13 protein-coding genes are annotated in these 12,891 nt (G+C 50.2%); 7 read left to right on the top strand and 6 right to left on the bottom strand.

Going from position 1 to position 12,891, the window contains the following annotated elements; all coding sequences use genetic code 11:
• Window positions 1-54: 54 nt before the first annotated feature.
• Both DB032_RS05900 and DB032_RS23550 read right to left on the bottom strand, forming a co-directional pair.
• Window positions 55-486 carry a hypothetical protein gene (locus DB032_RS05900; protein WP_107798649.1) on the bottom strand — a complete coding sequence of 144 codons (432 nt, stop codon included), beginning with the start codon at window positions 484-486 and terminating at the stop codon, window positions 55-57.
• A 488-nt stretch (window positions 487-974) separates the two neighbouring features.
• Entirely contained in the window at window positions 975-1,346 is a 372-nt protein-coding gene (locus DB032_RS23550) for a hypothetical protein (RefSeq protein ID WP_146176584.1), read from the bottom strand.
• Between the two features lie 144 nt (window positions 1,347-1,490).
• On the opposite strand from DB032_RS23550, the gene DB032_RS05895 reads away from it, so the two are divergent.
• Both DB032_RS05895 and DB032_RS05890 read left to right on the top strand, forming a co-directional pair.
• The gene (locus DB032_RS05895) at window positions 1,491-2,024 is read left to right on the top strand and encodes a WbuC family cupin fold metalloprotein (RefSeq protein ID WP_107798648.1); all 534 of its coding nucleotides are present in this window, start codon (window positions 1,491-1,493) and stop codon (window positions 2,022-2,024) included.
• On the top strand, window positions 1,984-2,736 hold the full coding sequence (locus DB032_RS05890) for a PAS domain-containing protein (RefSeq protein ID WP_048407761.1): 753 nt from the start codon (window positions 1,984-1,986) through the stop codon (window positions 2,734-2,736). The genes DB032_RS05895 and DB032_RS05890 overlap by 41 nt, the downstream gene beginning before the upstream one ends.
• 854 nt (window positions 2,737-3,590) lie before the next feature.
• Here DB032_RS05890 and DB032_RS05885 read toward each other — a convergent pair.
• Together DB032_RS05885 and DB032_RS05880 are read right to left on the bottom strand one after the other, a co-directional pair.
• A complete protein-coding gene (locus DB032_RS05885) occupies window positions 3,591-4,526 on the bottom strand; it encodes a Cfr10I/Bse634I family restriction endonuclease (protein ID WP_199225827.1) in 936 nt (311 codons plus the stop codon).
• A gap of 71 nt (window positions 4,527-4,597) precedes the next feature.
• Window positions 4,598-4,834 carry a helix-turn-helix domain-containing protein gene (locus tag DB032_RS05880; RefSeq protein WP_082150796.1) on the bottom strand — a complete coding sequence of 79 codons (237 nt, stop codon included), beginning with the start codon at window positions 4,832-4,834 and terminating at the stop codon, window positions 4,598-4,600.
• A 109-nt stretch (window positions 4,835-4,943) separates the two neighbouring features.
• On the opposite strand from DB032_RS05880, the gene DB032_RS05875 reads away from it, so the two are divergent.
• The 4 genes from DB032_RS05875 (at window position 4,944) to DB032_RS05860 (ending at window position 9,687) form a co-directional block, all read left to right on the top strand.
• Window positions 4,944-6,218 (top strand): DNA cytosine methyltransferase, encoded by a 1,275-nt coding sequence (locus tag DB032_RS05875; protein ID WP_082150795.1) that lies wholly within the window; start codon window positions 4,944-4,946, stop codon window positions 6,216-6,218.
• A gap of 704 nt (window positions 6,219-6,922) precedes the next feature.
• Window positions 6,923-7,852, top strand: a complete 930-nt coding sequence (locus DB032_RS05870) for a replication initiation protein (protein WP_158274249.1) — start codon at window positions 6,923-6,925, stop codon at window positions 7,850-7,852.
• A gap of 30 nt (window positions 7,853-7,882) precedes the next feature.
• Entirely contained in the window at window positions 7,883-8,236 is a 354-nt protein-coding gene (locus DB032_RS05865) for a hypothetical protein (protein ID WP_107798645.1), read from the top strand.
• Window positions 8,237-8,766: 530 nt separating this feature from the next.
• Window positions 8,767-9,687 carry an antA/AntB antirepressor family protein gene (locus tag DB032_RS05860; RefSeq protein ID WP_107798644.1) on the top strand — a complete coding sequence of 307 codons (921 nt, stop codon included), beginning with the start codon at window positions 8,767-8,769 and terminating at the stop codon, window positions 9,685-9,687.
• Between the two features lie 155 nt (window positions 9,688-9,842).
• Here the strand turns inward: DB032_RS05860 and DB032_RS05855 are convergent, their stop codons facing one another.
• Window positions 9,843-10,160 (bottom strand): hypothetical protein, encoded by a 318-nt coding sequence (locus DB032_RS05855; RefSeq protein WP_107798643.1) that lies wholly within the window; start codon window positions 10,158-10,160, stop codon window positions 9,843-9,845.
• Window positions 10,161-10,574: 414 nt separating this feature from the next.
• On the opposite strand from DB032_RS05855, the gene DB032_RS05850 reads away from it, so the two are divergent.
• Complete coding sequence (locus tag DB032_RS05850) at window positions 10,575-11,132, top strand: recombinase family protein (RefSeq protein WP_107798642.1); 558 nt, start codon at window positions 10,575-10,577, stop codon at window positions 11,130-11,132.
• A gap of 430 nt (window positions 11,133-11,562) precedes the next feature.
• Here DB032_RS05850 and DB032_RS05845 read toward each other — a convergent pair whose 3' ends face one another.
• Entirely contained in the window at window positions 11,563-12,879 is a 1,317-nt protein-coding gene (locus DB032_RS05845) for a serine dehydratase subunit alpha family protein (protein ID WP_107798641.1), read from the bottom strand.
• Between the last annotated feature and the right edge of the window lie 12 nt (window positions 12,880-12,891).

Here is a 12,891-nt window from a genome sequence, read left to right as displayed (position 1 = left end):
TCCAGCTGTCCGGCCGGATAATAAAGGTCCAGGCCCAGCCGCTGCGGCAGCCCCTCATCGGCGGCGGCGGCTTGCTCGCCGTTTGCCGCCGGCGCGGAGGCTTCCGGCGCGGGGACGGACGCGGCCGCCGGCAGCGTCTCCTGCCGCGGCGCCGACGCCTCCGCCAAGGCTTGCGACGCCCCGGGCCCGGTCATGGCCGGAGGCAGGGCGGCCCACCACCCCGCAACGCACCAGTTCTTCCCCGGAGGCGGCGGCAATGCCTATCTTCGCGGCCACGCCCAGCAGAGATTTCAGTTCGATGGAGCCGTTGGGAGACAGGCAGGTCAATTGATAGCGGTAGCTCTCTGAAACGCCTTCCTCGCCTTCCAGAGTCTGGGGCAACAGGGTTTCAGCCGCGATGCTGCCATCCCCGAGGGACAGTGTGAGCAGGCGATTGTCTTGCGTGAAGGCACTGGAAAAACTGGCAAGCAGCTGGCTGATATCCATAGAAATAGAATGTCCGCAAAGAAAAACCACTTACATAAAGTGGCCTTTTGGTGTTGGTCCGTAATGGAGAGCGGTAACATTTTATTTGGATGGGCGGTGACAGAACAAGCGACCTAGGTCAAGGTTTGGCAAGACCCCATCCTAAAGGACAGGGACACTCTCTCCCAAGAGCATCGTTTCATAGTAAAAGCCCGAAAGAATAGGGCTGAATACCTCTAAGCTACAGCCATTAAAAAGCAACGGCAAAGCGCATTAATATAGCTCTCGGCTGTATCCAAATAATATATCCGCAATCCAGTTGCCCTATTTAATAAAGATGGCTTTCATCCGGTAAATTGCTACGATGCTACGAGTGAAGATTTTTTCTTCAAACGCGCACTTTTATAGACACGGCTTGGCTGGATAATTTGTTAGGTGAAAGACTACAGTCATCATGGCAAGCTCAAACAGCAAGCATTCCCACCTCTAATAATCTCCACCGAAATTCATTAGTTTATTTCCCAGCCCAAAGGCAACTCTGGGTAGCTGATCCAGTAGCTCAGACATTCCTTATCAAGGGTATCGCTCCATTGATAGATACCTGCCCCTGCGTAGTAAAAGACAGGCTTCCTGTCAATGTAAGCAATAATATCGGCTCGATGACGATAAAATGGAGAGGCTAACATATCACTAACAGAAACCTCATCTATACAAACCATATCAGATATCTTGCCATGCTGCCTCACGCAATGTTCAAACTGTGATAGCTCGTTATCTGGCAAAGATAAAACATGTTGCGCTACCACTTCGGCAAATGAATTCTTAAATGACAGCAACCCCATACAGGAAGGATGTTTATACGCATATTCTTCTGGATTCATAGAAAAGCACTCCAATCAAGCAAAGCTGATGTGATTTTATAAGATTTGAGAAGATTTCATGACGCAAAAACAACTGTTCACGGCGGCAAAAAAATATGCTAGGGTTAACACATTTTACAAATAGTTCAAGAAAGAACAATTCAAATGCAGCCAATTACATCTAAGCTTATTAGCAACGACTGCATAGAAGCTGTAATTGAAGAGAGCAAAAGCGCACCTAGAAAACGTACGCCAATCCTGATCCATAGCAGCTACGATGAGATCCCTCAACGCTTCGTGAACTGCATGGCATCAGACTCTTACATCAAGCCTCATAAGCATGAAAGTGATAATCAATGGGAACTGTTAACTTGGATATCTGGAGAAATGCTTGTTATCATTTTTGATGATTCAGGCAAAATACTGAACAAGGTTGAGATAAGTCAGTACTGCCACCGCGTGATTGAGATACCGCAAAATTTGTATCACAGCTATGTCCCTTTATCCGACTGTGCATACCTTGAAATACGGAACTGTAGCTTTACTTACGGACGGCCAGAGGTAGATCGTACATTTGCCAACTGGGCACCTAACGAAGGTGATCACGAGGTAAAAAACTTTACCACTTGGCTCAAAGAAGCGGATATTGGAAAATGGTATGAACAAGAGCGACAATTATTATCAGATAATCAACTATAGTCCCGTCCCAACTTTCTGGAAGAATGCAGAACGATTCTTCATGGGCTGCAACCAGAAATTTCTTGACATGGTTGAAGTCGAAGACATTGGAATCCTTATCAAAAAACGGGATATAGACCTGCCTTGGGCACACAATTGGGAACTCTTTGAAAAAGATGATAGGCTTGTTTTAGAAACGGGACAAACTGTTACTAGACTCGAGCAAATACCCTCTGGCAATGGTGACTCCATTTGGTCTGAAACTATTAAGCATCCAATTATGCGAGATGGCAAGATAGTGGGATTGGTCGGCTTTTGCAAAGACGTCACAATTGAAAGAAGGCTGCAAGAGATAGAACGTGAGCGCAGCATTGACAAACTACATTTACAACTTGCCAACTTAGTTGATAAGTTCATGAATGATGCACAGCACACTAAACTATCCATCTTAAACCAGCGTCTAGGCATAAATCATGGCGGAAACAAAACAAGCAGAACACAAATAAGTCTAAGCAATAGAGAGCAGGAGATAATTTACTATCTATCCATCTACAAATCCCCAAAAGAGATCGCAAAAATATTATCAACGATTCATGGCAAAGACATTTCAATTCGTGCGGTGCAAACAGCTATTAGCGATAGGCTTTATGTAAAGTTCGACGTAAACACGACAAGTCAGCTATTAGAGCGAGCAGCCGCATATAGTCTCATCCCTCTACGCATGCCTAGCTGAAATAAGTCGTTTCCAACAGCCAAATATCTTTAAAAATTATAGACTTACATGTTTTTGCAAGAACAATTTTGGGGCTTACTCAGATGGTGCTTAGAAACTTGTCAACTAAAACAATGAGAACAACTATTGAGAGTGGAGCTTGAGGGAAAGTGAGTTGACGCCATCTTCCAGACACGAAGCGGATAAACCACTCCTAGCTGATTTGAATCGCTCCAGCCTCTCCAGGCAATCTTAATTTGATGGAAATACTGCGCCTCAAACCATTCCGGCGATAGCCCATTTGCTGAACCATGCCGACGCTTCGGGTTTTAGAACATCTCGGTGTATTCGAAGATTTCTTGACGGTCTTCTAGTCGTGATAGGTTTTTCGCTTGATGCACCCATGCCTCAGCACCAGAAAGAACTCTCCGCTACGGACTTGTCGTGGCCGCTCCCCATTCTGGGCACAAACATGCCACATGCGGGCCAAGACATAGGCATACCCCCACCCAAGCCCTTTGGCGAATCATGCGACGGCCTTTTTTTTTGAATATCACGCTCCTCGCTTATCCGGTCAACTCTGCTTTAAAATCGTGGATTTCGGTTTGCTGGGCGGAAAACTCCATCGACAGGGTATATTTGGGATCGTAGCACTTCAGCCATTGATACAGCCTGTGAGTAGAGATATCAGGAGACTGTAACTTCGATAATGGGATAACCCATTCAATGTCTTGTTTATCGGCTTCGACTTTGAACTATTTAGGGAACCTCTATCTGCTTATGGCACATCTTTATCGAGCTTAGAATACGGCTGACTAGGTCTCTAAAAAAGTGAGAGGCAATTCACTAGGAAAGAGGAGTAATTTAACCCAAAATCACACAGGAAAAAGTGGAAGATCATTCAGTATCGATTGTGCGGAATCTCGCGGGCGTAGTGCCAAATACAGGGAATCAACAGCCTTAGTCGGAGTCCCTCCTCGAATCAAAGAGATCAGAGATGCCGCGCGGTAATGCCCTTCAACATCAGCCCCATCGAATGAGTTCAAATGCGCATAAAAGCGAAAAGCGGCACCTTTCAAGACAAACTCAATCAGATACTTAAGGATATTGGCTTCAAACAAGGGCTGATAGAGCCGATCACTTCGAGTTGTTCTCTTCACGGCAATGGCAAAGAGAAAACCCGCACCATCAATCATGTCTTCGAGGAGCCGGTGTGCCCCTTCTAGAAAAACTAGGTTCTGCTCATTCAGGCTATCAACCCCATCAAGAAAACACTTCATCGCATTTGGTAACGGATACGGCAACCTAACACCCACAATGTCCGGCGAAGATAATCCCAACTCCATGCCGCGCAAGTGCAGCGCATGATCGAATGCCTGAATGCTGCCGCGAACTTCCGGCTTAAAAAGCCGAGTTGCATCGTATCCACGAGGAAGCTTAACGATTGCGACCTTCCGTGTTGGCGTGGCAACAGCACCCTCTGGACATACATATGCCGAAGATGACCATTGGCCAGAGTCCATAAAACGATTCCATGCAGCTGCTGCATTCCAAAAAGCTCCTGCTTCAAGCAACTCAAAAACATCGCCCTCGACCTTTGCGATTGCAGAACTTTGCACATTGAAAGCAGCACCAAATAAGAGTTTCCCTGCCTCTTCAGCATTGCTTCGGAAAGTATTCAGATATGTCTCATACGTACGGGTGGGGTCAGGATCAGAATCGGTGCCAGGCATGAAGGCATCAAACGTACAGTTCATGGCAGCTTGCTGACGAAAGCGGAAAAGTGTATTACGCCCTTTCACCCGATTCATCCTACGATCTTCAAAGCACTTGCCATGTGGGCAAGTTAAGCAAACTGCACTATGGTCAAAGTCGAATGGCATCAAGAATCCTGTCTGGTTGCGATTTCTCGAGCCGTAGCAAAAAGCACGTCGAGATCAACACCTAGTCCGCGGGCGATCCTCTGCATGACATCCAAGGAAGGGTTTCGAACACCTCGCTCAACGCCGCTGATGTATGTCCGATCGATACCAGCACGCTCAGCAAGCTCTTCTTGGCTTAACCGGAGGAGCTCCCTATGCCGTCGTACGGCAGGGCCAAAGTAGTCTGCTAAATTCATGCCAATAAGCTAAATTCGAGTCGACTATGAGTCCACGGACTATCAGTCACATTTCGTACTTCCCACAGTTATATTTGACTAGCCTCCTTGGCTTTCGTAGAATTTGAAGATGTCTAAAAGTCACGTCATTCCGCCGGTCAAAATGCTTATGAATCATCAACCTACTGCACTCTCTCTTTTCTCCGGATGCGGAGGGTTCTGCGAGGGAATAGAGTCATCCGGCTTCGAAGTACGCACAGCAGTTGAACTCGACAAGTTTGCCTGCCAGACATACAAGCACAACTTTCCAAAGACTCCACTTTTTGACCAAGATGTGCACGACTTCCTTACCGAAAAAAGTGGGCATCGCGAAAAATACCGATTGAATAATATTGACTTAGTTTTTGGCGGCCCTCCTTGCCAAGGATTCAGTCAGATTGGTACACGCCGCCTTGATGATGAGCGTAACGAACTTTACAAACAGTACACTCGAATTGTGAAGACGTTAAAACCTCGAGTTTTCCTAATGGAAAACGTCCCCAATTTGGCGATGATGAACAAGGGGCATTTCAAGAATCTAATTCTCAAAGAATTTGCATCCATTGGTTACAGCAATACCATAATGCTTCGCTTACTTGCTTCTGACTTTGGTGTGCCACAAACTCGTCAACGTGTAATTTTCATTGGCACTCGAGATGAAGATAACTTTCCGTACGACCTCACCACCTTCGCTGAAGGCGTACTTGAACAATTGAAAGTAAACCGCCCCGTTACAGTACACGAAGCTCTTTTCGACCTCCCCAGCGAGGTTGTGCACAGTGGCGAAGTTATGTCGTACCCCAAAGTATCAAGGCCAAATGACTTTCTTAAAGACATGCGACTCGATTCTGATGGGAACCGCTACACCAAGACAATGAAGAAACAGCGAGGAATAGGGCGATCTAAAGCATTGCTTCATAATCACCATACCAAAGAAATTCAAGAGAAGCGTGCTCATTTGATCTCTCTACTTGAGCCTGGCATGAAAGCTAATAGCCTTCCGAAGGAAATCTGGGATAACAAGCGTCCTGAGAAATGGCGGCGCCTTCACCCCGACCTTCCATCTCATACAATCTTGGCTCAAATGCATCGTGATTTAAGTGAATGGATTCATCCCCATTTGAATCGCTGGATCACAGTACGTGAAGCCGCTCGCCTTCAATCGTTCCACGATGGTTTCGTTTTCGTAGGCAGCGAGTGGCAGCAACTCAAACAGATTGGTAATGCAGTTCCCCCGCTACTTGGCTTTGCTCTCGGGAAACTTGCTCAGCGCGTTTTAAACACCCTTGATCAATCTGAATCCGCAATTGAAGAAATTGCACCGATTGGAAGTCAATCGACATTGCTTAAAGCGGAAGTTGATTAAGAATAAGCCTTCAACATATAAGCAAGCGTGGGGCCATCAAGAAAATAGATGGCCCCATCTTCTTGACCTCTATCCACCTCGGCACTTCCCCGCTCGCCCCTTCCCCTACAGCTCGCCCACCGGACTTTCCACTATTGGCGCACTACCAATTTGATAGCAACCCAACTTAATTTTGCCAAATATTTCCCATGAAATTCGACAGGAGATTAGAGAACTCAATGAACCATGGGATACAGACATGATTATAGCCCTGCCACCACGTTTCAATCGTCTATTTGGCATCATGCAAATTTATGAAAGATAGAAACTCAGCATCCCTATATCAGGTGATTACGGGCAAGGCCGTGTACCTGAAAGCCCGAAGCCAGCCGTGTTCTTCACCCGCAGACTGTTCTTTCCCTAGCGGCAGGCCGCTGCAGGGCTGCGGATGACCATCCGTCAACACAACCTTTGCGGCACTAGCAGGCAAGCCGCACCGTTCTCCAGCCTCCCCGGCCCTGTATGCCATGAGCCCCATCCGACATCTTCTAAACAGGGTAAAACAGCCACTTTTTGAAAATCTAATTCCTATATTTTATCCTTTATTTTCGGTGATAAAACTGGGAAAACGTGCTATTACACTCCCACATAGAAGGAGGCTCAACTTTTTCTTTCCAACTCCCCGCACTCCGACCCACCACCACGCCAGAGGTAAGGACAGCTCCATGATGACAAACGACAGCAACCGCCCCAACCCCCACGACCACATTGCACAGATCACGCCAACGATGGCAGAGCTATACCGTGTGGCCAAGAAGTTGGGCATCCCTGGACGCAGGCTACTTGAACGCATATGCGCCAGACTGCACCAGCTTGACTATATGAAGCATGGAACGCCTGTTCACATCACGGTGAGCGACTACGCCGCCACCTATGACATCAGCCTTGATACCGCCATGGCCGAGATACGTGAAGGTATCGCCGCGCTACACCGGCCCGGCAAACTCAGAAAGACCCAAAAACAAGACGGGGATGGTACGCCAGCACGCTATTGTGAACTTTGGTTTAGCTGGGTGGATTCGATCCAACTGGATTCTGCCCTACTCAATCAAGGCACCATCTTCAAGAAAGAAGCAAAGGAAAATCTGAGCAAGCCAAAAGGAGATGCAACGGTTTCCGTATGGATATCCAAAGACGTGCACGCAAACAAATCCGCCCTTCTAAAAAAGATAAAAAATGACTTTAAGATAAAAGAACCGGCCCCGCTCTCTTTTAAAGAGGGCGTAAAGAGTGTAGGCATGTACGCAGAGACATTACGTAAAATTTGCGATGTCCAAGGATCAGATTTTTGGAGTAGAAACAAGATTAGAACAAAAGATATTTCGATAGTGGAGTTACACAAGAAAATGCAAAGCTGCCATTCTTACCAAACCAACTTTAAAGATTTCAGACGGAATGTACTAACACCGGCCATCCAACTATTAAATGACAAGCGGGAGCATTACAGAGCAACCCTTTCAATGGAGCCAATCAAGACAGGGAAGAAAGTCACTTCGATTCGCTTTACCGTGACAGATGTTGAGATCAAGCCGAGAACATCGAAAATGGGCTCAGCAAATAATGACTGGAACTATAAAGAGCCAAACCTTGAATAATACTTTAAAAAGGAGACCACCAGAAATCATATGGCAAGACCAACCATTCAATTCAACAATGAGGACGTGCAAACCTATCTGACAGCGTATTTAACCCTGAATCACTTTATGAATGAATCCGGCGTACCACGTGTTATCACCGCTGCCGTTGACGACATATTGGAAGGCGTATCCAGATTGGACTATGGCGGCAACACCAGACCGCTGAGCAAGTCCAAGCTCTACACGCTGTTATCGGCCCTTCCCATCGTCTCTACCGCCACCGTACAAGCAGCCACGGGGCAATCTAGCAGGCACTCACGCAACCTCTCACAGGCGCTGAGAGTGGCTTCAACGGCCATTCTGAATACGCTGGTGAAGCATGGTGAACCGTGCTCCCTCTAGAATGCGAAAGCACCATTTAAGTTAAGCACTTACGAGTTATGGCAACCTATATATAAAGGGCCTTGAAGCTAGTTTCACCAGTTACCCTTCTTGTCAAGGGGAATATGAAAATATTAGCGCCTGATTCAATATTATTTTTCAGAATCTTTAAGGCTGTGGGACACAGACTTAAATAGGGATACCAGTTTGGTTTGATGATTCATCTTGAACCCATCTTCAAACCATCCCTTAAAGAACCTTTCAAGACACTGGAACAGAAGGATGAAGGGGTATCAAGTCGATACCTTCAGATTCTTTAAGAGCATTAACCCCTTGGTGCCCTGTATCCCGAGGTGCCACCTCAGCGCAACTATGCGCCGCTGTATTCCATTAACGGGCTTCCCAGCCCTTTAAAAAATCCACACCACCACTCACGCCCATTCAAGCTTGTCGCTTCGAGTGCGCTTCATGCTGCCTACTGGTTTAAGGCGCGTGAGGGCATGAAAGCGATGGGACACTTGAGGCGACAAACTTAAAAGGAAATAAACCAAATGATCCAATCCAATAAGCGTACCGGCTCCAGTCTCATTCACACCGTTACCGACTGCCCCAAGGCCCTGATGCTGACTTTGGAGTTCTCCGAAGAGCAAGCAAACCGCATGATGAACGTACGACGCATCCTGCCATTCGTGGAGAACCGCAAAGAACCGTGTATTGATGCCCGGAAGCTGTGGGAGCGCCTTGGTAAACCTCACAAACGTTTCCGCGACTGGGCCGCTCACTACATCAAACCACTCGCAGCGGAAGGCTCTCGGAGAAAAGCGGAAATTTCCGCGATTCTCACACTCGGCAAAACAAAGCCTCAGCAAGACTACCTGCTCTCTCGTGACGTAGCCGCCCACCTAGCCATGCAAGCCAATACCGATGAAGGGGAAGCCATCCGAGAATACTTCCTAGACATGGAGGACTTGGTAATCAAGCTGGCTCGTCATGGCTATCTGCGCGCGGCCACCATAGTCAAGACCGATAACGAGCTAAGCAAGGCAACCATCGTGAAGGTGCATGAAAGCGCAAAGGCCATCGGACAGAAACTGTCTTCTTACCAAGTGAAGCAGCTAGCCCTCACAGATGAACGCGCCATCAAATCGTTGGTGGCCAAGGCATTGACGGGTATTCGAGCCAGTCGATGGAGAACCTACGCAGGAAAAGGTGTTCGGGATGTTCTGCGCGTTGAACACCTTGACGTCTACGCGAAGGCCTACGATGTCGCTTTAGCGCTCTGTAAGGCGGGTATGCCGATTAAGGAGATTGAACACGTCTTGGAGGCCAGCTTCGGCATGACTATCTGCATGGCGGAATATCTTGATGAACAACAAATTGAATGGGCCATTGAGGACTGGTGTCAATCTGCCTATCCCTATTCTGATACGCCCCGTCCCCGGCACTCGTTGGCTTTGGACCTTGAATATTGATGAACGAGATTAGCCAAGCTCATTGACGTTAGCCCCGCTTTGATACGCTGGAGATAAGACACATCATCAAAGCTGGGTTAGCTCGACACCACTGGCAGGTGTCTCCACTGTCGTTGCTGCAATGCAGGCGCTTGCAGGCGGTTAAGGACGGAAAGTTATATAGCAGTTAGGCTGTAAGTACATCTTACAGAGCCATCAACATTGAAGATTTCAATAATGGGGCCGTCTTTAATGGCTCCCATGATGTCCTTTACCCCGAACTGCTCGGCGTACTTTGTACTCGCCTCTCCCACTTCAACGGAGGTCCACGGCCTCTTGTATGAGATGATTGGATAGCCGTTGATAGCGGCATTCCATATACCCATAGTGCCGACGATATTTCCTTTCTCATCAAAAAGGAAAGTGCCATTGAGGACTGTAAGCGTATCCCCTACGGCATAATACGTGTCTTTTTTCAGACGGAATGCAGACATACAGACCACCTCCCTTTTACAGCCATATGAGTATGCTCAAGGCATGCGTATTGAGTATGGGATACGGCGCTGAGGCGTGCAAGGAGGCTAAAAGCACCGCAAAAATTTAAATGGGTATCTGAGATAAGAAGGGCGCGGAGTGTCCCCCGTGGGGTGCCTCGAAGGGTCTATACACTGACCATACCCCTGTAAATGCCCATAAAAAACACGCGGGTAGTCCTTACACCCCAGCATGCTAGATACACTTCCCGGCCTTCCATGGGGCGGCAAGGCGTCTTTGAGGGTGGCTCTTTGAGTACACCCTATGAGCCACAGGTCATGGCTAAGCCAGAGTATGGATCAAAACTGTTGATTTAATTATGAGCCATCGTTACTATGTGAGCCATAGTTTATGAGCCACACGGAAACATCATCATGACCCAGACCATCGCCTACCTTCGCGTCAGTACGGACGAGCAGGACACGGCAGCCCAGCGTAAAGCCATTGAAGCCCGCTACCAGGTTGAGCGCTTCTATTCCGATGATGGCGTCTCTGGCGCTGTAAAAGCCATGCAGCGGCTCGAGTTCAAGGCATGCTTCGACTATGTGCGGGAGGGTGATACGCTGGTGGTGGCTGCCATAGACCGCTTAGGGCGCGATACGATTGATATCCTGTCCACTGTCGAGGCTTTACAAGGTAAAGGCGTGTCTGTGGTATCCATGCGGGAAGGCTTCGACCTGTCCACGCCAATTGGCAAGGCCATGTTGACCATGCTGGCAGCAGTCGCGGAACTTGAACGGGGAAACATCAAGGCTAGGCAGATGGCAGGCATAGAGCGCGCCAAGGCTGAAGGCAAAGCACTAGGCCGGGTAAAGACAATTGATGATGCAGCAGTAAAAGCATGGCGGACCAAGCATCAAGCCAGTATCAAAGCAACCGCCGAACACTTCGATATATCCTCTGCCAGCGTGAAACGAGCTTGCGCGGCATAAGCTCCCCGAATCAGGCTGACGATCTGTAAAACCATCACGAATACATGGTAGACTTCACAGGTGTTCAACTGCTCGCCAGTGAGCTACAACCGCAGCAGAACCACAATCACTAAGCCATTGATTTAACTTAAAATTAATGTCGACCAGGACGAGTTCGAGTCTCTCCTTTCGCACCATCTCCTGGTTTTAGCTCCTAGCGGCGCAGCGCCGCGACCCTCCCCTTAAAAACCCGCACAGCGGCGATTTCCCGCGTCCGGAATCATCACGCGCGCGCCGCAAAACACTATCGTTTTGCGCCATCGCCTGCCCGCTTCGCGTGCTGGACGCTGCTGCAAACGCAAACACGCCTCGCCATGAGAAACGCCCCCGAAACCGTTACGCTTCGAGGGCGTCAAGCCGGACGCCGGCTGCGCGCAAACCCGCCACCGCATCAGCTCGCGGCGGCCGCCTGCTTGTCCATCATGATTTTCAGAATCTGCACATCGGTCTGCACCATGCCCTGGCTGGCCAGCTTGCCCAGGTTGGCGATGGAGGCGTCCAGTTCACACTCGACGATGCCGTCGCTGCCGGCCACGCACACCCCGTCCAGCGCCATCAACACCGCCTTGTAGGCGGAGCCGGCCGAGGTGGACACCTTCATCGCGCAGCTATTGGACGCGCCGTCGCAGATCATGCCGGCCAGGTCGCCTATCATGCTCGAAATGGCCATGCCGGCCACCGCGTAGCCGCCGCCCAACAGATGGGCCATGCCCGCCGCCGCGCCCATGGACGCGGTGGTGACCGCGCACAGCGCGGACAGCTTGGGCAAGCGGGCGTGGATGTAAATCGCCATCAAGTGAGACAGCATCAGCGCCCGCGTCAGGGTTTCCCGGTCGGCGCCGACGTGCTCGGCCACCACCACCACCGGCATGGTGGCGGCGATGCCCTGGTTGCCGGAACCGGAATTGCTCATCGCCGGCAGGGTGGCGCCGCCCATGCGGGCGTCGGACGCCGCCGTGGTGCGGGTGAGAATGCGGGTCAGCAGATTATCCGACAGCAAGCCGGCGCTCACCTGCTTGTGCAAGGTCGCGCCGATATGCAGGCCGAACTGCCCTCCCATGCCCGCCCGCGACAGCGCCTCGTTCAAGGTGGCCGCCTCGTGAATGAAGTCCATGGTCTCCAGCGGCGCCTGGGTGGCGAAGTCGTAGACATCCCGCGCCGTCGCGTCGGAAAAATCGTACGCGGCGCCGGCCTGGCCGGAGGTCTCGAGTTCAGCGCGGAACAACGCCGCGCCATTGCGTTCGATCAGCACCACATGGGTGTGCGAATCGGCGATGCAGACGCGGGCTGTCTCCTCGCCGGCGAAAACCCGGGCTTCCGAATAGAGGATGTTGGGCACGTCCGCGATGCTCAGCGTCACGCGATGCTCGGCGAGCATGCGCTTGGCCGCGTCCACCGTTTCACCGCTCAAACCCTTGAGCACTTCCAGCTTGCCGTCCGGATCGCCGCCCAGCGCGCCCACCGCGGCGGCGATCTGCAGGCCCACGGCGCCGGTGCCCGGCACGGTCACGCCCATGCCGTTCTTCATCAGATTGGGCGATACCCGCGCCTCGATGCGCTCAGGCGCGCGGCCCAGCGTCTTGGCGGCGATGGCACAGGCCAGGGCCAATGAAATCGGCTCGGTGCAACCCAGCGCCGGCGCCACTTCCGCGCGCGCCGCCTTGACGAACTTCGGCCACAGATCAGTGTTGAGAGTCGATGTACACATGGTGATTACGCT

The organism is Chromobacterium sp. Panama, assembly GCF_003052555.1.
Classification (GTDB): Bacteria; Pseudomonadota; Gammaproteobacteria; order Burkholderiales; family Chromobacteriaceae; genus Chromobacterium.
Note: the sequence above shows the minus strand (reverse complement) of the source record. Positions and strands in the feature narration are given on the sequence as shown.